This window comes from Bauldia sp. (assembly GCF_020442045.1).
GTDB lineage: Bacteria > Pseudomonadota > Alphaproteobacteria > Rhizobiales > Kaistiaceae > Bauldia.
Genome location: NZ_JAGRLA010000009.1, coordinates 1 through 19,576, shown reverse-complemented (window position 1 = coordinate 19,576; position 19,576 = coordinate 1). Strand labels below are relative to the sequence as shown.

General features: G+C 66.9%; 19 protein-coding genes. 8 read left to right on the top strand and 11 right to left on the bottom strand.

What is annotated here, in order from left to right; genetic code table 11:
• The 5 genes from KDJ86_RS01240 to KDJ86_RS01220 all read right to left on the bottom strand — a co-directional run.
• The coding region (locus KDJ86_RS01240) for a methylmalonyl-CoA mutase family protein (protein WP_291741833.1) at positions 1-482 on the bottom strand (482 nt) is incomplete at its 3' end.
• An 80-nt stretch (positions 483-562) separates the two neighbouring features.
• The gene (locus KDJ86_RS01235) at positions 563-958 is read right to left on the bottom strand and encodes a hypothetical protein (protein ID WP_291741831.1); all 396 of its coding nucleotides are present in this window, start codon (positions 956-958) and stop codon (positions 563-565) included.
• Positions 955-2,841, bottom strand: coding sequence for a methylmalonyl-CoA mutase family protein (locus KDJ86_RS01230; protein ID WP_291741830.1), 1,887 nt, complete (start codon positions 2,839-2,841; stop codon positions 955-957). The genes KDJ86_RS01235 and KDJ86_RS01230 overlap by 4 nt, the downstream gene beginning before the upstream one ends.
• A complete protein-coding gene (locus tag KDJ86_RS01225; protein ID WP_291741826.1) occupies positions 2,831-3,211 on the bottom strand; it encodes an MmcQ/YjbR family DNA-binding protein in 381 nt (126 codons plus the stop codon). The genes KDJ86_RS01230 and KDJ86_RS01225 overlap by 11 nt, the downstream gene beginning before the upstream one ends.
• 38 nt (positions 3,212-3,249) lie before the next feature.
• Positions 3,250-3,597: a DUF2267 domain-containing protein gene (locus tag KDJ86_RS01220; RefSeq protein ID WP_291741823.1), complete on the bottom strand. Its 348-nt coding sequence runs from the start codon at positions 3,595-3,597 to the stop codon at positions 3,250-3,252.
• Between the two features lie 127 nt (positions 3,598-3,724).
• Here KDJ86_RS01220 and KDJ86_RS01215 point away from each other — a divergent pair, with 127 nt between their 5' ends.
• A complete protein-coding gene (locus KDJ86_RS01215) occupies positions 3,725-5,113 on the top strand; it encodes a M20/M25/M40 family metallo-hydrolase (RefSeq protein WP_521085244.1) in 1,389 nt (462 codons plus the stop codon).
• Positions 5,114-5,171: 58 nt separating this feature from the next.
• Here the strand turns inward: KDJ86_RS01215 and KDJ86_RS01210 are convergent, their stop codons facing one another.
• Positions 5,172-5,609, bottom strand: coding sequence for a c-type cytochrome (locus tag KDJ86_RS01210; RefSeq protein ID WP_291741819.1), 438 nt, complete (start codon positions 5,607-5,609; stop codon positions 5,172-5,174).
• 269 nt (positions 5,610-5,878) lie between these two features.
• Here KDJ86_RS01210 and KDJ86_RS01205 point away from each other — a divergent pair, with 269 nt between their 5' ends.
• Positions 5,879-7,405: a helicase HerA-like domain-containing protein gene (locus KDJ86_RS01205; protein WP_291741817.1), complete on the top strand. Its 1,527-nt coding sequence runs from the start codon at positions 5,879-5,881 to the stop codon at positions 7,403-7,405.
• Between the two features lie 190 nt (positions 7,406-7,595).
• Here the strand turns inward: KDJ86_RS01205 and KDJ86_RS01195 are convergent, their stop codons facing one another.
• Positions 7,596-8,366 (bottom strand): helix-turn-helix transcriptional regulator, encoded by a 771-nt coding sequence (locus KDJ86_RS01195; RefSeq protein WP_291741815.1) that lies wholly within the window; start codon positions 8,364-8,366, stop codon positions 7,596-7,598.
• Positions 8,367-8,498: 132 nt separating this feature from the next.
• Here KDJ86_RS01195 and KDJ86_RS01190 point away from each other — a divergent pair, with 132 nt between their 5' ends.
• Complete coding sequence (locus KDJ86_RS01190; protein ID WP_291741812.1) at positions 8,499-8,966, top strand: carboxymuconolactone decarboxylase family protein; 468 nt, start codon at positions 8,499-8,501, stop codon at positions 8,964-8,966.
• A 186-nt stretch (positions 8,967-9,152) separates the two neighbouring features.
• The gene (locus tag KDJ86_RS01185) at positions 9,153-9,755 is read left to right on the top strand and encodes a superoxide dismutase (protein ID WP_291741810.1); all 603 of its coding nucleotides are present in this window, start codon (positions 9,153-9,155) and stop codon (positions 9,753-9,755) included.
• Between the two features lie 87 nt (positions 9,756-9,842).
• On the opposite strand, the gene KDJ86_RS01180 is transcribed toward KDJ86_RS01185, so the two are convergent.
• Together KDJ86_RS01180 and KDJ86_RS01175 are read right to left on the bottom strand one after the other, a co-directional pair.
• Complete coding sequence (locus KDJ86_RS01180; protein ID WP_291741809.1) at positions 9,843-10,169, bottom strand: hypothetical protein; 327 nt, start codon at positions 10,167-10,169, stop codon at positions 9,843-9,845.
• Positions 10,166-11,653 carry a cation:proton antiporter gene (locus KDJ86_RS01175; protein ID WP_291741804.1) on the bottom strand — a complete coding sequence of 496 codons (1,488 nt, stop codon included), beginning with the start codon at positions 11,651-11,653 and terminating at the stop codon, positions 10,166-10,168. Before KDJ86_RS01175 ends, KDJ86_RS01180 begins: the two co-directional genes overlap by 4 nt.
• Before the next feature lie 221 nt (positions 11,654-11,874).
• On the opposite strand from KDJ86_RS01175, the gene KDJ86_RS01170 reads away from it, so the two are divergent.
• Positions 11,875-12,366, top strand: coding sequence for a Gmad2 immunoglobulin-like domain-containing protein (locus tag KDJ86_RS01170; protein ID WP_291741802.1), 492 nt, complete (start codon positions 11,875-11,877; stop codon positions 12,364-12,366).
• Between the two features lie 53 nt (positions 12,367-12,419).
• On the opposite strand, the gene KDJ86_RS01165 is transcribed toward KDJ86_RS01170, so the two are convergent.
• Positions 12,420-12,848 (bottom strand): potassium channel family protein, encoded by a 429-nt coding sequence (locus tag KDJ86_RS01165; protein WP_291741799.1) that lies wholly within the window; start codon positions 12,846-12,848, stop codon positions 12,420-12,422.
• Between the two features lie 285 nt (positions 12,849-13,133).
• Between KDJ86_RS01165 and KDJ86_RS01160 the strand changes: the two genes are divergently transcribed.
• The 3 genes from KDJ86_RS01160 to cls all read left to right on the top strand — a co-directional run bounded on the left by KDJ86_RS01160 (position 13,134) and on the right by cls (position 18,653).
• Positions 13,134-15,818 (top strand): bifunctional acetate--CoA ligase family protein/GNAT family N-acetyltransferase, encoded by a 2,685-nt coding sequence (locus tag KDJ86_RS01160; protein WP_291741796.1) that lies wholly within the window; start codon positions 13,134-13,136, stop codon positions 15,816-15,818.
• Positions 15,819-16,077: 259 nt separating this feature from the next.
• The gene (locus KDJ86_RS01155; protein WP_291741835.1) at positions 16,078-17,148 is read left to right on the top strand and encodes a 3-deoxy-7-phosphoheptulonate synthase; all 1,071 of its coding nucleotides are present in this window, start codon (positions 16,078-16,080) and stop codon (positions 17,146-17,148) included.
• Between the two features lie 53 nt (positions 17,149-17,201).
• Positions 17,202-18,653 carry a cardiolipin synthase gene (gene cls, locus KDJ86_RS01150; RefSeq protein WP_291741794.1) on the top strand — a complete coding sequence of 484 codons (1,452 nt, stop codon included), beginning with the start codon at positions 17,202-17,204 and terminating at the stop codon, positions 18,651-18,653.
• Between the two features lie 13 nt (positions 18,654-18,666).
• On the opposite strand, the gene KDJ86_RS01145 is transcribed toward cls, so the two are convergent.
• Positions 18,667-19,347 carry a DUF937 domain-containing protein gene (locus KDJ86_RS01145; RefSeq protein WP_291741791.1) on the bottom strand — a complete coding sequence of 227 codons (681 nt, stop codon included), beginning with the start codon at positions 19,345-19,347 and terminating at the stop codon, positions 18,667-18,669.
• Between the last annotated feature and the right edge of the window lie 229 nt (positions 19,348-19,576).

Genomic DNA, 19,576 nt, shown 5'->3' with positions numbered 1-19,576 from the left:
GCGACGACATAGAGCGCCATCACCGGCAGCACCGCGCCGTTCATGGTCATCGACACGCTCATCCGGTCGAGCGGGATGCCGTCGAACAGGGTCTGCATGTCGAGGATGGAATCGATCGCGACACCGGCCATGCCGACATCGGCCGCGATCCGGGGATCGTCGGAATCGTAGCCGCGATGGGTCGGCAGGTCGAAGGCGACCGAAAGGCCCCGCTGGCCGCCGGCGAGGTTGCGGCGGTAGAAGGCGTTGGATTCTTCCGCCGTCGAGAAGCCGGCATACTGGCGGATGGTCCATGGCCGCTCGACATACATGGTCGGGTAGGGGCCGCGCAGATAGGGGGGCAGGCCGGGCCACCCGTCGATGAAACCGAGCCCGGCGACATCGTCCCGCGTGTAGGTGGATTTGACCGCGATGCCCTCGGGCGTCGTCCAGTCGGCCGGTTCCCGCGGCGGTCTTTCGGCCGCCGGCGGCCGCCACGGCATAGCGGCGAAATCCGGGAAGCGGCCCGCCGGAATAGTGTCAGATTTTGTATGGAGTTCCGGCTGCGCCCCTTGCGGCGCGCTCATCGTTTCTCCGCGCGCCAGTACCCGCCGCAGCGGAATTCCGGCGCCACCCAGCGGCCCGAACCCCGATTGGCGGCAAGCGCGCCGGAGCCGGTGACATGGTTGCTGCCGCTGCCGAGGTTGATCGCCACCGCGCCCTTGGAGCTGACCCCGATCACGGTCGGATGGACCTTGCGGCCCTTGTAGAGAACCGTGCCGTCACTGATCGTGATCGGCAGGCGATAGCCGAACTTGCAGTTGTCCTGACCACCGAAGATGTAGATCTTCCAGTTGCCGTCGAAGGCGCTCGCCGCCGAAGCCTGGATGGCGCCCGGCACCGATATCATGGAGACGAGGGACAGCAGCGCCACCGCACGCACGATGGCCCGCCCGAACTGAATCTTGGTGAAGGTCACGATTCGGAGCCCCCGCCCTTCTGCTGGATCGTCTGATTCTGCACTTTTTTCCTCGCATTCGCAATCGCGTCAAGCGTTTTGCCGAGGATCGCCGCGAGATTTTCGCCGCCACCGAGGCGCCCGTCCGCCCAGGAGGCGTCGGTCGCCTCGGCTTTTCCTTCGCCGCTGAACAGAAGCAAGGTCGCACCCGCCGCCCTGATGGCGGCGGCCGTGGCGGCGATGTCGTCGTCCGCGGTGCTCTCGCCCGCCGTGACGCAGGCGACCGTGGCTCCTGATTCCGCGAAGGTGGCGGCGGCTTCCTCCGGGGTGGCCGGACGGCCGTCGCCGATGGCTTCAAGGCCGCCCGCGGCGAGCGCGTCGGTCGCGGCTGCGATCGCCGGTCCGGTCTCCTTCGCGGCGCCGACGGCGGCGACGAAGACGACCGGCGACCTGTCCCGCGTGCCGAGCGTCGCGGCCCGGACGCAAAGATGCTCGAAGGGCTCGGCGAGGCGGATGAAGTCGAGCCGCTCGGCGGCCTCGGCGGCGCCGGCGGCGGATATCCTGGTCGCGACGGCGCCGGTGACCGTCGGCGGCGGCCGGCTCCGGTCGACATGGACGTTGACGCCGACGATCTCGATGGCGCGGGCGCCGACCCGCGCGAGGCGGTCGTCGCGCTTCTCCGCGATCCGGGCCTGCAGGGTTCCGGAGCGGATGGCGGCGAGCATCCCGCCCTCGGCCTCGATCGCGCGGAAGCCGTCCCAGGCCGCGGCGGCGAGCTCTTCGGTCAGCGCCTCGATGGCTCCGGAGCCGGCGCCGGGATCGCCGACCCGGTAGAGGGCGGATTCGTCCTGGGCAATCGACTGGATGTTGCGCGCCATGCGGTCGGCGAAGGCGTCGTTGTCGAGGGCGAAGGGGAGGACCGCGATCGTGTCGGCACCACCGGTCGCCGCCGCGAAGGCGCCGCCGGTGGTGCGGAGCATGTTCAGATAGGGATCGCGCCGGCTCATCATCCGCCACGACGTCTCGGCATGAACGCGGAGCGCGCTTTTCCTGATGCCGATGACCTCATGGAGGCGGCGGACGAGCCGGCGGACGGCGCGGAACTTGGCGATCGTCAGGAACTGGTCGGCGTCGGCGGCGAGGACGACACCGAGGCGGCGGGCGGCCCGTGCCGGATCACGGCCGCTCTCGTCGGCCAGGCGCAGGACGGCGCAGACCGAGGCGACGACGGCGGCGAGCTCCTGTGCGTCGGTCGCGCCGGCGTCGTGCCAGACACGGCCGTCGGCGACGACGGCTTCGCCATCGATCCGCGCGCCCTCCATGGCCTCGCCGAGCGCAAACAGGCCGTCCAACACCTCGCCGAAGGGATCGGCGAGGAAGCCTTTCGCGGCGAGGGTCGCGAAGGGGTCGAAGGCGAAGGTGGCGTCGGCAATGCCGGCCTCGCCGAGCGCGGCGACGAACCCCGGAGCAAGGCGGGCGCTCGCTTCGCCGAGATCGAGACGAAGATGGTGTCCCGATTCGAAGCTGTTCCCGCAGACGCGGGCGACGGCGGTGCTGTCGACGGGGATGCCGCGGCCGCGGGCGGTGGCGCTGTCGGATGCGACCAGAACGACGCCGCTCGCGCCGCCGGTGAGGGCGGCGGCCACGGCCATGCGGCAAGCCTCGACGTCGCCGTGGTCGATCCGCTGCGCCGCGACCCAGCGGCTGCCGGGCTGGCGACCGGCCACCGGAGCGCCGTCGCCGGGCCGGTAGACGGGACCGACGGGAAGGCCATCATCCGTGCGCGCAGCGAGGCGCGAAAGCGGCATACGCCCGGAGCGTGTCGCCAGGGCTTCCCAGTCCCCGGCGGTGGATGGCGGAAACAGGTCGGTATCGGCCACGCGCGATCCCCGGTCAGCGGTCACCATCGTCCTCCGGCTGATTGAGGCCCAGGGCCCTCCGCCTCTTCTTCGACAGCCCGAGAGACACGATCCGATAAGATTCGCGCAAATATCTTTTCAAATCCTGATCATCCAGCACGGCATCGTCATATCGCTGGATCCATTTCATCCCGCGCGAGGCAAGATAGGGCGCCGGCCGCAAGCCACGCTCTTCTTTCAATATCTCAAAAGCCACGTCTGAGACCTTGAAAGTAAAGGCTTCCTTGCCGTCGTTCCAGCCTCCGATGGCGAACACTTTCTCGCCGACCTTCCAGACGTGCGAGCCGCCCCACTGAACGACATGGGATGTCGCGGGAAGCGTCGCGCAGAAGCTGTTGAACTCGTCGTAGGTCATATTGCCCGCATGATCGGTCGGCCGTCGCCATCCACCACTCAGGCGAACTGGCTGAGCCCCGGGATGGACGCGACGATATCGTCGACCGTCTCGGCGCCGAACTTGCCGCGCGCATAGTCAGCGAAGCTTCCGACCACCGACTGCACGCTGAACATGCCGACGCCGGCGCTGGTCAGGTCGTTGAAGGCGCCCATCAGCCCGGACGACCCGCCGGCGCCGTTGCCGCCGATCGCTTCCCGCGCGCCGGGAATCGCGGCCACCAGCGCATCGACCTTGTCCGCGGGCCCCTCCTTGTGGAGAAACCTGAGGATGATGACCGCGGCCTTTCGCGCGACCTCGGGCGTGACGCCGGAATCGGCGACGATCTTTGCGATGAGTTCGTCCATGCCACCCTCACATATCTGTCCCTGCCAAGGACCCTTTGTGACTCCGGCGCGGCGCCGAAGACAAGCCGGTCCACTTCCGGTGGCCGGCCGATGCGGCTAGGTTGGCGCCGTTCTTGGCAAACAGGGGATAGCGATGCTCGAGCGCGTTCTGCAGCAGATTGACCATGACCTTCCAGCGAGCCTCGATCGGCTCTTCGCCCTGTTGCGGATCGAAAGCATATCGACCGACCCGGCCTATCGCGACAATGTTCGCTCGGCCGCCGACTGGCTGACCGCCGAACTGGCCGGCCTCGGCTTCGATGCCTCGGTCCGCCCGACGGCCGGCCATCCGATGGTCGTCGCCCATGACAAGGACGGGGCCACGGGACCGCATGTCCTGTTCTACGGACATTACGACGTCCAGCCGGTCGATCCGGTTTCCGAATGGAAGAGCCCGCCCTTCGATCCGAAGCTCGACGTCGTCGACGGCCGGAAGCGGATCGTCGCCCGCGGCGCCGCCGACGACAAGGGACAGCTCATGACCTTCGTCGAGGCCTGCCGGGCGTGGAAGGCGGTCGGCGGTGGCCTGCCTGCGAAAGTGTCGATCCTGTTCGAGGGCGAGGAGGAGTCCGGCAGCCCGAGCCTGGTTCCCTTCGTCAAGGCGAATGCCGAGGAACTCCGCGCCGACGTGGCGCTGATCTGCGACACCAGCATGTGGAGCCGGGAGCGGGCCGCGATCACCATGATGCTCCGCGGCCTGGTCGGCGAGGAGATCACCATCACCGCCGCCGACCGCGACCTGCATTCCGGGCTGTTCGGCGGCGCGGCGCGCAACCCGATCCATGTCCTGACCGACATCCTCGCCCGGCTGCATGACAGGGACGGCCGGGTGACGGTCCCGGGCTTCTATGACGGCGTCGACGAGGTCCCGACCGAGGTGCGATCGCTATGGGACACGCTCGACTTCGCCGCGGCGAGCTTTCTCGGCTCGGTCGGCCTCAGCGAGCCGGCGGGCGAGGCGGGACGCAGCGTGCTGGAGCAGATCTGGTCGCGGCCGACCTGCGAGGTGAACGGCATCGTCGGCGGCTATACCGGCGAGGGATTCAAGACGGTGATCCCGGCAAAGGCCTCGGCCAAGCTTTCATTCCGGCTGGTCGGCGACCAGCAGCCCGAGCGCATCCGCGAGGCGTTCCGGGCCTTCGTCCGCAAGCACCTGCCCGCCGACTGCAAGGTCGAATTCGCCGACCATGGCGGCAGCCCGGCGACGCGGCTGCCCTTCGGCGGTCCGTATCTGGCGGCGGCGCGCGCGGCGCTGACCGACGAATGGGGCGTGGAGCCGGCCCTGGTCGGCGGTGGCGGCTCGATCCCGGTGGTCGGTGACTTCAAGCGCGAGCTGGGGATGGATTCGCTGATGGTCGGCTTCGGCCTCGATGACGACCGCATCCATTCGCCGAACGAGAAATATGAGCTGTCGAGCTTCCACGGCGGCATCCGCTCCTGGGCGCGGATCCTTGCCGGGCTCGGAAGCCAGGCCTGAGCAAAAAAGAGACGGCGCGGTGAGGACCGCGCCGTCGTTGCGCCAAGGTCGTGGCGGATCAGCTCTCGCGATAGACCTCGTGGCAGCCGCCGCAGGCCTTGCCAACCGCGCCGAACGCCGCGCCGAAGGCTTCCGGACCATCGGCCGCCGCCGTGGCAGCGGCCTTCGCCGCATCCTCGGCGGTCTTGGCGGCGGTATTGAAGCCGTCCGGATCGCTCCAGATCTTGTTGCCCGCCTTGGTGTCGCCGGTCTCGGTGCCTTCCGGGAAGTAAGTGGCAAACACCGAAAGATCATCCGCGATCTGGGTCATCGCGGCGGCGGCCACCGACGCATCGAATGGCGTTTCGCCCTTGAGCATCCCGACGGCGAGTTTCGCGGCCGCGCCGTTGGTCTTCATCACCTGCTGGCGGAGGCCGATGATATTCTCGTTCGCGACCGCGATACCCGTGGCGGCAACGGCAAGGGCCGCGACGGCCAGACCCAGTTTCAATTTCATACCTGTCCTCCGGTTGGTGGTTCGTACGCTCTGCTAACACCCGAGGCATCGACATTATTCGGGACATCGCGTGGGTTGCGATACTGCCCCGGCGGATTCCCGCCCCACAAGCCTGGATCGGCCCCAAACCGACCCGGTCACGGAAATATTATTAGCTGTTGATGAGGATGGAATCTGCGCGGCGCGGTGGCCGCTCCATTGCGGCGACATCGCCCGCGCCGCTACTCTCCGTGCATCGATCGGATCAAGGGGAACGGGGCGCGGTCAGCATGACAGTTCTGGAAGATGGAAAGGTGTTTGTCGGCGGGAGCGGCAGGCCGGAATATGTTCAGCTCCCCTTCGCCAACCGCCACGGCCTGATCACCGGTGCGACCGGCACCGGCAAGACGGTGACGCTGCAGATTCTCGCCGAGGGCTTTTCGCGGGCGGGCGTCCCGGTCTTCTGCGCCGACGTCAAGGGCGACGTGGCGGGCCTTTCGATGCCCGGCGAGCCGAAGGATTTCCTCGCCAAACGGGCGGAGACGATCGGATTTGCCGACGAATATGTCTTCGAGGCCTTTCCGGTCGTGTTCTGGGACCTTTTCGGCAAGGAGGGCCATCCCGTCCGGACGACGATCTCGGAGATGGGGCCGCTGCTCCTCGCCCGGCTGCTCGATCTCAACGATACCCAGGAGGGCGTCCTCAACATCGCCTTCCGGATCGCCGACGAGGAGGGGCTGCCGATCCTTGACCTCAAGGACCTGCAGGCTCTGCTGGTCTATGTCGCGGAACGGGCAAGCGAACTGACCGTCCGCTACGGCAACATCTCCAAGGCCAGCGTCGGCGCGGTGCAGCGCGCCCTGCTGGTTCTCGAGCAGCAGGGCGGGCAGATGTTCTTCGGCGAGCCGGGGCTGGAGATCAAGGAGCTGATGCGCACCGCGCCTGACGGGCGCGGCATGATCAACATCCTCGCCGCGACGACGCTGATGCAGTCGCCGCGGCTCTATGCGACCTTCCTGCTGTGGCTGCTCTCGGAGCTGTTCGAGGACCTGCCGGAGGTCGGCGATCCCGAGAAGCCGAAGCTCGTCTTCTTCTTCGATGAGGCGCATCTTCTCTTCAGCGACGCGCCGAAGGCGCTGCTGGAGAAGATCGAGCTGGTGGTGCGGCTGGTGCGCTCGAAGGGCGTCGGCGTCTACTTTGCCAGCCAGAATCCGCTCGACGTGCCCGACACCGTGCTGTCGCAGATCGGCAACCGCGTCCAGCATGCGCTTCGCGCCTTCACCCCGCGCGACACCAAGGCGGTCAAGACGGCGGCGGACACCTTTCGCCCCAATCCGGATTTCTCGACCTTCGAGGTGATCACCCAGCTCGGCGTCGGCGAGGCGCTGGTATCGACGCTGGAGGCCAAGGGCGTGCCCTCGGTCGTCCAGCGGACGCTGGTCAGGCCGCCCTCGTCGCGGATGGGGACGATCACCGAGGCGGAGCGGGAGCAGATCATCTTCACCAGCCCGATCGGCACGGTCTACGACGTCACGGTCGATCGCAATTCGGCCTACGAGATGTTGAAGAGCCGGGTCGAGGGCAAGGTGGCGGATGCGCCCGACGCGCCGCCGCCGGCCCAGGGCGAGGTCGGCGTCGGGAGCGTGATCGAGGATATCCTGGGGCTCAACGTGCCGCGCAACAAACGGTTGAGCAACACCCAGAAGGCGGCGCGGGAGGTGACGCGTGACCTCTCCGAGACGATCGGTGGCGCGATCGGCGGCTCGGTCGGCCGCCAGATATTCCGCAGCGTGCTCGGCGGCATCCTGAGGCGCTGACCCGAGGCGGTGAGGGGGGATTGGCCGGAGCATCCCCTGCGGCTTTACCGGCGAGGGCCTGCCGGTCGGCCTGCAGATCGTCGGCCGGATGTTCGACGATCGCGGCGTGCTGGCCACTTCGCGCGCCTACGGGCAGATCCATCCGCTGTCCGGCAATGTACCACCGGGCTTCTGACGCTCGTCCGGGCGCCTAACCGGGCATCGCAACCCGAAAACGCGCGGCCGCCGTCCGGTTCGGTACGCCGAGCTTGTCGTAAACGTGCTCCAGATGCTTCTTCACGGTCAGTGGCTTCGCACCGATGATCGTGGCGACTTCGTCATTGGTCTTGCCCATCGACACCCAGTAGAGCACCTCGTTCTCGCGCTTGGTCAGCGGGACCGCATCGACGCGGATAGCACCTGGGCTTTTGGCGGCAATCGCGTTGCCCTCGGTGGCTTTGACCGCATTGCCGTATGCCGCAACGATATGCGGCTTCAACACGTCCAGTCGGTTCGCGTCCCGGTGATCGAAATCCCGGATGCTTCGGTTCAGGGCGATCCCAATCTTCTTTCGCGGCGCGTTCTCGATCGTCATTCCCATGTTGAGGCGCAGTTCCGCATCGCCGCAGCAGTTGCCGACCATGCCGAGCATGCGAATGCGGTCGAGGAACTGCTTGAGGTCGGGGCGTGAGGAGGGCCTCGAACTCAGCTTCTGGGCAAGGATCGGATGATTCCCGAAGCGGCGGACGAAGCGGACGTATCGTGAATCGTCTTCGCCAAGTTCCGTTATATCCGGCTTGAGGAGAAAGCGGTTGTCACTTCCGCCGAGGTCGATCTCGCTGTAGCTGATCATATCGACATCTATGACTGCGGTGACAGCATCGACGACGCGCTCGGGGAAGGTGGCGTAGTCGATGTCGCGGCTAAGGATCTCAATTGCCCCCAACACCTTCCGGTAGTCTTCCGAAGACAGTTTCTCCATGCCGCCACATCCGCATACGCCGGTCGGCGTATTTCGCCGACGGCCGGAAAGCGCCACCGTCACAGGGCACGGTCAACGCCGCCAAGCATATATCGGGCGAAACGGCCGTGCAGGTCAAAAGGAGACATCGCAATGAGTATAATCAGAAAATCCATCAACAGCTTGATGCTGGCGGGCGCCCTTCTGGCGACCGCGGTCACCTCCGCCTCCGCCGACGACGCGGGTTACCAGGCGGCGCTGAAGGACATCGAGGCGACGTTCGGCAGCGTCCCGACATTCTTCACCCAGATGCCGAAGGCCGGCTTCGCCGGGTCCTGGCGGCAGCTCAAGGAGCTGGAATTCAGCGAGGACACGGCCCTGTCGCCCAAGGTCAAGGCGCTTATCGGTCTCGCCGTGGTGTCGCAAATCCCCTGCAGCTATTGCATCTGGGCCGACGCCCTTTCCGCCAAGGCTGCGGGCGCCAGCGACGAGGAGATCGGCGAAGCGGTCGCGGTCGCGGCTACCGAACGCTACTGGAGCACGATGCTGAACGGCATGCAGGTCGACCTCGCGACCTTCAAGCAGGAGTTGGGGCCACTCATGGCCGGCGAGGCCGAATGAGTCGACAGCGGCCTGGAGCAGAATCCGCGGCGTCGCACGCGCCGTGGGTTCCGCATGCGAGAGACTGAAGCTCCCAAGGCTGTTGTCTCATTGCGGGCCGGGGCCTATGTTCCCTGCCGAGCACGGTCCGCCGCCGGCGGTGGCGCTTTCGGCCGTGGCTGCATTCATTCTCGAGAGGAGCTTGTCATGGCTTTTGAACTGCCACCCCTTCCGTACGACTATGAAGCCCTCCAGCCGTATATGTCCAAGGAGACGCTGGAATATCACCACGACAAGCACCATCAGGCCTATGTCACCAACGGCAACAAGCTGCTGGAAGGCTCGGGCCTGGAGGGCAAGAGCCTCGAGGATATCGTCAAGCAGAGCTATTCGAAGAATGCCGGCCTCTTCAACAATGCCGCCCAGCATTACAACCACGTCCATTTCTGGAAGTGGATGAAGAAGGACGGCGGCGGCAACAAGATCCCCGGTGCGCTGGCCCAGGCGATCGACTCGGATCTCGGCGGCTACGACAAGTTCAAGGCGGACTTCATGCAGGCCGGCGCCACCCAGTTCGGCTCGGGATGGTGCTGGATCGCGGTTCGCGACGGCAAGCTCGAAATCACCAAGACGCCGAACGGTGAGAACCCGCTTGTCCATGGCGGCACGCCGATCCTCGGCTGCGACGTCTGGGAGCACTCCTATTACATCGACTACCGCAACGCCCGGCCGAAGTATCTCGAGGCGTGGGTCGACAGCCTGATCAACTGGGACTACGTGCTGGAGCTCTACGAGAAGGCGATCGCGTAGCGCGCCTCGCGGCCGGGCTGTTTCCGGCCGACGTGAAACGCCCCGGACGACCGGCATGCAACGGCCGCGTCTCCGGGGCTTTTTCGTTCAGTAGGGGAAACCCCGCTTGCAGGGCAGCCACTGGTTCCAGTCCGGCCAGTCGGTCTGGGCCCAGTAGAGCCACGCCTTGCAGTCGGCCTGGCTGCGGAAGCAGCGGACCATCATCGTCGTTTCGCGCTGATCGAAGAAGCCCTTCCGCGCGCCCTGGAAGTTGGTCCACCAGATCGATTTCTTCGCCGCCGACGCCTTGAGCGACTTTGAGCAGATCATCCCCTTGACCCGCGGCGGCGGGGCGGCCGACGCCACCGGCGGCATGACCGAGGCCGCCGCCAGCGCGGCGCACAAGGCTATTGGCAGGGCAGATCGGTGTTTCATGGCGTCACCTTGCTCTCAGTCACCGTTCCATCGGAGTCCGGCGATATCGCGGCAGGCCTGTCGGGTTCGCCGGGAGCCGTGTCGGCGTCCTGCTCGCCGGATCGCGGAGATTCCCCGGACTCCGCAGATTCTGGCGTCGCGGCGGTTTTGGCCGCTGCCTGGCGCCTGCTCCTTCGCCGCCATTGCCAGGCGATGCGCGCCGCCCGCGCCCGCCGCCGCGCATAGAGCGCTCCGCGCGACACCATCAGCCGGCCGCGCTCGATCTCGCCGATCTCGCCGGCATAGACCTCGGCAAGGGCCTCGCGGAAACTGGTGATGCCGGCACGCGCGATCGCCTGGAAGCGGCGAAGCGACACCATCCACAGCGGGCTGACGAGGAGCGAGATGGCGATCACCGCTATGGCGAGGCGATAGGTATCCTGCGAGACCGCGCCGGAGACGAGCCCGCTTGCCGCGAGAACGAAGGAGAATTCGCCGATCTGCGCCATGATCAGCCCGCCGGGAAAGGCCTGTTCCCACGGCGTGCGCACCAGACGCAGCAGGGCGACGTTGATGCAGGTCTTGGCGGCCAGCACGGCGATGACCACGACGATGACGGTGCCGAGATTGGCGATGACGAAGTCGAGGTCGATCAACAATCCGATGGACAGGAAGAAGACGACGATCAGCAGGCTCTGGATCGGGTGGGTCGCGGCGATCGCCTCGGCGCGCATGGTCGAGCCGGCGATGACCAGACCGGCCAGGAAGGCGCCGAAGGCCGCCGACAGGCCGGCAATGCTGGTCAACGCCGCCGCGCCGAAGCAGAAGGCGACGCTGGCCAGCGCGACCATGTCGACCCGCCCGCTCATCCGCTCGGTGAAGGGCAGCTTGATCTTGCCCGGGCGGGTCGCGAGATAGCGCAGCAGGGCGAAGATCAGGATGGCGGCGATCGCCAGCTTGATCAGCAACCCGGCGATATCGCTGTCGCCGCGGAAGGACGAGAGGATCACCAGCATCGGCACGACGGCGATATCCTGCGCGATCAGCACCCCGACGGTTATCCGTCCGGTCGCGGTCCGTGTCTCGCCGAGTTCGTCGAGCATCTGCATCGCCACCGCGGTCGACGAGATCGCGACGATGAAGCCGAGGGCGATGACGGCCTCGAACTGCCAGTCGAAGACCAGGCCGAGCAGCCCGGCGACGGCGAGGCTGGCGAGAATCTGGCCGGCGGTGACCAGCGAAGAGGTCGCCGCGACCGTGGCGAAGACCCGGACCGAGAGCTCCATGCCGATCAGGAAGAGCAGCATGATCACCCCGAGCTCGGCGAGCGCGGTGATCGACCCGGTATTGGATACGAGGCCGAAGCCGGTCGGGCCGAGGACGACGCCGGCCAGGATGTAGCCGACGATCGGCGGTTGGCGGAACCGCATGAGCACGAAGCCGAGCAGGGCGGCGATCGCCATGATGAAGGCGATACCGGTCAGGTCGACGAGGTGCTCCTCCAATCGGTCACTCCCGAGGTTGCCGTTTCCACCAATCTAGCACGTCCGATGATTCGCATTTGCGGCGGCCATGAAAGGAACGTTTTACCGCGCCACAAGAAGGCCCCCGACCGTCAACCGGAACTTGCCAAGATGGCCGGGATGCACCGCATGGCATTGACTGAGGTGATCGGAGTGAACCAGGGCGGCCTTCAGCGGCCCGCCCATCACGAGGAGGCGAGACGATGGTCAATCTGATTCAGCAACCCGCGCCCTATGATCTGGTGGGCAATCCCATCCTGGTCGGCGGCATCGGGCAGGGCTTCGAAGCGACCCTGCAATATCGTGTGCATGACGGGCATGACGAACGCACCGGCTTCTTCAACGTCGGCGGCGGGACCGGCGAGCACGGCCAGTTCCAGCTGTCGATCGACGTGACGGGCGCCGCCTTCCAGCTCGATCGCCTGTTCGTCGAAGTCTATGAGGAAAGCGCCCAGGACGGTTCGGAGATCAACAAGGTGACGGTTCCGGTGATCTACGGGCCGGGCATCGTCCCCGGCTATATCGGCTACCGCATCCATATCGTCGAGCCGGGCGACACGCTTTCGGCGATCGCCGACGCGAATTACGGAAGCACGGCGGCCTTCGGCAATATCGTGCGCGCCAACCCGCTGGTGATCAGCGACCCCAACCTGATCTTCGTCGGCCAGGCCCTGCGCATTCCGATCGGCGCCTGAGCCTTTGGCGCCGTGGGGGCCATCGCCGCGGCGCGACGTTCCGTGCCGCAGGATCAATGCGGGTGCGCGTGCGGCAGGATCCTGCTGATCACGCCGACCAGGAAGGCGGTGCTGATGCCGAAGTTGAGGAGGCCGGTAACCGCGGCCATGGTGCCGAAGACCCGGAACTCCTCGCTGAGGGTCAGGTCGCCATAGCCGAGCGTCGTATAGGTGACGAGCGTGAAATAGACGGATTGCTCCATGTTCGGCAGCGCGCCGGAGAGGACGAAGGCGGTCGACCAGATCCAGACCACCACGGTGTGGCCGAAGACGACGGCAAGCGCGACGACCCCGACAAGGAGGATGGCGCGGGTCGATCCGAGCGGCTTTTCCGGATGGTCCGCCTCGCGGGTGACGAGCCTGCTGGTCGGCACCATCGTCACGACATAGAGCATCGCGGAGAGGGCGAGCAGCGCGGCTCCGAAAAGAATCTGACTGAACATTTGCCGGGCCCTCCGCTTGATTCCGGGTTTTTCGCTCCGCAACGCATAATGTTGCGTTCGTCACGCCGCTGCCACTCCCGTCCCGCCGCCTCGCGGTTCCGCGACGAGTTGAAGCATGCCGGGGCGCTCAAGGACGGCTTTGCGGCACAAGGGTCTCCGCCTTGCGCGTCGGGATGCCATTCATGCTTGATTGGGCCTGGCCGGGACAGCATCAAACCGACATAGTCCGTTTGCGAATAAGACGTAAGAAGGGAGGCGTTGGCTGCGGACAGGCTGGAGACACGCATGGGACCACACCGTCTGGAGACGATTTTCAACCCGCGGGCAATCGCCGTGGTCGGCGCCAGCGAAAACCCGACGAGCGTTGGCGGACGGGTCTTCAAGAACCTGATCTCGGACGGCTTCGGCGGCGAGGTCATTCCGGTCAATCCGAAGCATGACGAGGTCCGCGGCCGCAGATGCTACCCGTCGATCACCGAGGTCGATGCCCGATTTGACCTGGTCGTGGTGGCGACCCCGGCGAAGGTCGTACCGGAGATCATCCGTGAATGCGGCGAGAAGCGCGTCGGAGCGGCCATCATCCTGTCGGCGGGCTTCGGCGAGACGGGCGATGCGGGCCGGACGCTGGAGGCACATCTCGAGGACGAGGCGCGCCGCGCGGAGGTCCGCTTCGTCGGGCCGAACTGCCTCGGCGTCATGCGTCCGGAGATCGGCCTCAACGCGACATTCCTCGATACCGCCGCTCCGGCCGGCCGGCTGGCGCTGGTGTCCCAATCGGGTGCCCTCTGCACCGCCATCGTCGACTTCGCGACGCCGCATCACATCGGCTTCTCGACCATCGTCTCGCTCGGCAACGCCACCGACGTCGATTTCGGCGATATCCTGGACTATCTGGCGGGCGATCCGCATTCGGATGCCATCCTCCTCTATGTCGAGGGGGTGAAGGACGCCCGCGCCTTCATGAGCGGCCTCAGGATCGCCGCACGCTCGAAGCCCGTCATCGTGCTGAAGGCCGGCCGTCACGACCGGGGCTCGAAGGCGGCAAGCACCCATACCGGCGCCCTGATCGGCTCCGACGACGTCTTCGATGCCGCGCTTGAGCGAGCCGGCGTCGTCCGCGCCATGACCTTCGGCCAGCTCTTCGCTGCGGCCGAAATCCTGTCGGAGCGGCGGCGCGCGCCGGGGAACCGGCTCGCCATCGTCACCAATGGCGGCGGCGCCGGCGTGCTCGCCGCCGACCGCGCCGGCGACCTCGGCGTCGCGCTTGCGGATCTCGCGCCGGAGACCCTTGCCAAGCTCGACGAGCAGCTTCCCGCCTACTGGTCGCACGGCAATCCGGTCGACATCCTCGGCGATGCCGCGCCGGAAGCCTACGGCATGGCGGTGTCGGCCTGCCTCGCCGACAAGGCTGTCGACGGCGTGCTGGCGATGCTGACGCCCCAGGCGATGACCGATCCGCATGCGGCGGCCGAGGCGATCATCGCGGCGGCCGGGGAGAATGCCAGGAAGCCGATCCTCGCCTGCTTCATGGGCGAGGTACGGGTCGGCGAGGCGCGCAGCCTCCTTTCCGCCAACGGCATACCGGATTTCACGACGCCGGAGCGGGCGGTCGAGGCCTTTTCCTATCTCGCCCGTTTCAAGCTGAACCAGGGGCTGCTGCTGCAGACGCCGTCGCCCTTCTCGGACGACCGCAAGCTGCCGGATGTCGAGGGCGCCCGGATGATCGTCGAGGCGGTTCTGGCGCAGGGGCGCACCATGCTCTCCGACGTCGAATCGAAGGCGGTGCTCAGCGCCTTCCATGTCCGCTGCAACCCGACCCGCGAGGCTCGCGACGTCGCCGAGGCGCTGGTCGTCGCCGAGACGCTCGGCTTTCCCGTGGCGATGAAGATCAGCTCGCCGGATATCTCGCACAAGTCGGATGTCGGCGGCGTGCGGACCAACATCATGACGGCGGGGGAAGTCCGCGCCGCCTTCCACGCCCTGATGGAGAACGTCAAGGCGGCGAGGCCCGACGCGGATATCCGCGGCGTCACGATCGAGCCGATGGTGACCGGCGGCGACTCCCGCTCCTTCCTGGTCGGCGTCAAGGACGATCAGGTATTCGGACCGGTGGTCTCCTTCGGCGCCGGCGGCACGATCACCGAGCTGCTTCGCGACAATGCGGTGGCGCTGCCGCCGCTCAACCGCGTGCTGGCCGGGCGCCTGATCGACCGGACCCGGATCTCACGGCTGCTCGGCCCGTTCCGCAACATGCCGCCGGTCGACAAGACTGTTGTCGAGGATGTCCTGCTCAGGATCTCGGAGCTGGTCTGCGAGCTGCCGCATATCGAGGAGCTCGACATCAACCCGCTCTTCGTCGACAGCGCCGGGGCGATCGCCATCGATGCCCGCATCAAGGTCAGGCGGCCGCATGCGACGGCGGTTCCCTATGCCCATATGGCGATCCATCCCTATCCGGCGCACCTGTCCAGGAGCACCTATCTGCCGGACGGCGCCGAGCTGGTGATCCGGCCGATCCGGCCGGAGGATGCCGAGATCGAGCAGGACTTCGTCCGCAACCTTTCGGCCGAGGCGAAATATTTCCGCTTCATGCAGAGCATCCAGGAGCTGACGCCGGAGATGCTCGTGCGCTTCACCCAGATCGACTACAGCCGGGAGATGGCGCTGGTCGCGGTCCTCCGCGAGGGGGGGCGCGAGAAGGAGATCGGCGTTGCCCGCTACACGATCAATCCCGACGGCAGGTCCTGCGAATTCGCCATCGCCGTCAGCGACGAAAGGCAGAAGCAGGGCATCGGCTCGTCCCTGATGAAGGGCCTGATGGAAGCCGCGCGGAGCCAGGGGCTGAGGTCGATCGAGGGTGCGATCCTCGCCGACAACCGCCGCATGCTCGACCTGATGGAATCGCTGGGATTCTCGATCCGCAGCGATCCGGACGACGAGGGTCTGCGGCAGGTGGAATGCTGGCTCTAGGTCGGCCGCGCGTGGCTCCCGGCATTTTCGTGCGTGACAGACGGCGATTTCTCTTCTAGAACGCGCCGCATGAACACCGCTGCCGCGACCACTTTTTTCTGGTTTAGCTATCCGCATTCCGTGGCGGAGGCAGGGGTTCGTTCGATCTGACCGATTGAAACCAGAATTTTCCCGAAAGCCGCCAGGTACCACCGGCGGCTTTTTTGTTGGGCCGGCGGCGGGGCGGAAAAGCCAAAGGAGACCGACCGTGCTGACCACCATCGAGGAAGACACCGACGATCTTCGCATCCGCGAGATCAAGGAACTGAGTACGCCCGCCGAGGTGATCGCCGAAAGCCCGCGCGACAGCCTCGCCACCCGTACCGTGGTTGAAACGCGCCGGGCAGTCCGCGACATCCTGCATGGCGAGGACGACCGGCTGGTCGTCGTGATCGGGCCGTGCTCGATCCACGACACGCGAGCCGCCGAGGATTACGCGGCCCGCCTGCTTCCGCTTCGCGAGCAGCTCGGCGACCGGCTGGAGATCGTCATGCGGGTCTATTTCGAGAAGCCGCGGACGACGGTCGGCTGGAAGGGGCTGATCAACGATCCCGACCTCGACGGCAGCTTCAACATCGACAAGGGGCTGAGGCTCGCCCGTGGGCTGCTGCTCAGGGTCAATGCGCTCGGCGTTCCGGCGGCCTGCGAATTCCTCGACATGACGACGCCGCAATACCTCGCCGACCTCGTCTCCTGGGCGGCGATCGGCGCCCGCACCACCGAGAGCCAGATCCATCGCGAGCTCGCCTCCGGCACGTCCTCCCCGGTCGGGTTCAAGAACGGCACCGACGGCAATGTCAGGATCGCGGCCGATGCCGTCAAATCGGCCGCGAGCCCGCATCATTTCCTCGCCGTCACCAAGACCGGCCACTCGGCGATCGCCGCGACCACCGGCAACGGGGATTGCCACATCATCCTGCGCGGCGGGAAGGCGCCGAACTATGACGCGGAAAACGTCGCCGACGCCTGTGCCGTGCTCGAGGCGTCCGGTCTGAGGCCGGCGGTGATGATCGACGCGAGCCACGCCAACAGCCGCAAGAAGCCGGAGAACCAGCCGCTGGTGGTCGCCGACGTCGCCCGCCAGCTCGAAACCGGCGAAAGCCGGATCATCGGCGTCATGGTCGAGAGCCATATCGTCGCCGGCCGGCAGGACCTGGTGCCGGGCCAGGCGCTCGCCTATGGCCAGAGCATCACCGATGGCTGCATCGGCTGGGAAACGACCGTCGCGGTGCTCGAACGGCTGGCCGAGGCCGTCGCGGAGAGGCGCCGCCTCGCCCGCGCCGCCGCATAGCCCGTGGCGGAGGGCCGTAGTCTTCTCCCGGCGCGTACTGGTATGGGTGGCGGATGAGCATCTTTACGCTTGGTGTCGCCATCCATTGGCTGATGGTGATCGCCATCGGCATTCGCGTCATCATGAAGCGGCCGGAACCCGGCGTCGCGCTCGCCTGGATGATGCTGGTCGCTGTCGTGCCCTATGGCGGCGCCCTCGTCTACCTGCTGATCGGCGAGCGCCGGATCGATCCCCGCCGCGAACGGGAGATCAAGGCGCTCCAGCACGACTATCGCCGGCTGTTCGACGCGAGCCGCGAGCGGGGCGCGACCGACATCGACTGGTCGCGACACCGGCCGGCGGCCAGGCAGCTTGAGGCGCTCGGCGGCAACCTCGTCGGCAGCCACGCGGTCGCCGGCAGCGCCTACCGGCTCTTCTCGGACACCGCCGAGATGCTGGCGACGATCGCCCGCGACGTCGAGGCCGCCAGGACCAGCGTCCTGATGGAATTCTACATCTGGGGCGAAGGCGGCGCCGCGGATACGGTCGTCGAGGCGCTGGTCGCCGCGGCGGGGCGCGGTGTCGCCTGCCGGATACTGGTCGATGCGATCGGCGGGCGCCCGTGGTGGAAGGGGAAACAGCCGGCAAGGCTCCGCGCGGCGGGAGTCGAAGTCCAGCCCGCCCTGCCGGTCGGGCTGTTCCGCAGCTTCGTCGGCCGCACCGATCTCAGGCTCCATCGCAAGATCATCGTGATCGACGGCGAGATCGCCTGGACCGGCAGCATGAACCTCGTCGATCCGCGCTTCTTCAAGACGGATGCCGGGGTTGGCGAATGGGTCGATGCGATGGTCCGCCTCGAGGGGCCGATCGTCGCGCCGCTGGCCGCGACCGCGATCGGCGACTGGCGGCTCGAAACCAACGAGGAGATCGCCGACCTCGTCGAGAGCGCCGGCCTGCGACTCAATCCGCCCTGCGGCTCGGCCGATATCCAGGTCATCCCGAGCGGTCCGGGCGAGAGCGTCGACGGCCTGCTCCAGATGATGATCGCGCTGATCTCCTCGGCTCGCGAGGAACTTGTCCTGACGACGCCCTACCTCGTGCCGGATGCATCGCTGCTGCGCGCGTTGCGCGGCGCCGCCGGCCGCGGCGTCGCGGTTTCGATCATCGTACCGGAGCGCGTCGATTCGGTGCTGACGCGTTATGCCAGCCGGTCCTACTACGACGACCTGCTCGATGTCGGCGTGACCATCTACCTCTATCGGGACGGGCTGCTGCACACCAAGTCGATCACCGTCGACGGCGAGATCGCGATGTTCGGCACGGCGAATATCGACATGCGCAGCATCTGGCTGAATTACGAGGACGTGCTCTTCGTCTACGACCCCGGTTTCACCACCGAGCTGCGTTCGCTTCAGGCGCGCTATATCGAGAAGAGCGACCGGCTGCGATCGTCGAAATGGGTCGAGCGGCCGACAGCCGAGCGGTTCACGGAGAATGCCGCCCGGCTGATCAGTCCGCTGCTGTAGCCGTGAGCGGCGGTCAGCCGAGGAATTTCTTGACGATATCGTTCATCGGCGAGCCGTCGCCGTCGGCGTCGAGCGCCTGAAGCACCTGATCGAGGCCACCTCCGCTCGACGATTTGGCGCCGCCGCCGAGGAGGCCGCCGATCATGTCGCCGAGGCCGCCAAGGCCACCGCCGCTTCCGCCGCCGCTGCCGCCGCCCAGCGCGCCGAGCAGGTCTTCGATGCCCGCCCCGGCGCGGTCATTCGACCCGAGCGCGCCCATCGCGCCCTTGATCTGGTCGTCGGGCGCCTGTTTCTGCAGGGCGCCCTGCAGCATCGCCGCCAGGGCCGGCAGGAACTGGGCGACGAGGTCCTGGGACGCACCGGTCTTTTCCGCCGCCGCCCTGGCGATTTCGCGAGGAGCCTCGGAGGAGCCGAACAGACCTTCGAGGAAGCGCTCGCCCTGCTGGCGGGCGGCCGGCGTCGCGGCCTGGGCAGCGTCCTCGTAGTATCCCACCTCGTTTTCGCCGAGGAGCTGCTCGAGCAGGGCGCCGAGGCCGCCCTCCGCCTTGGCGCGCTGCTTGGCGCCACTGGCGATCGTCGGTGCGAGCTGCTCGGCAAGCGACCGGGTGGTCTTCTCGTCGATCCCGAACTGCTGTCCGAGGTCGGTGAGACCACGCCCGCCCTGCGCCTGTTTTGCCATATCAAGTAGCGACATCGTGTTTTCCTATCCCAGAGTGACTATGGCCGATGATCCCCCCCGGCCGTGCCAAATGCAACCGGGGGGTTGGTTCGCGGCATATCGCGCCCTGCGGGTTTATGGCGCGAGTTGAAGACGTTTTGACGAACCGCCGTTTCGCCCGGCACCGGCCGGCGCCTCGCCTCCGGGCCGTGTCCGCAACGTTCGGCGCGAAGGCGGTGGTGAGCGCGATCTCCTTCACCGCCTG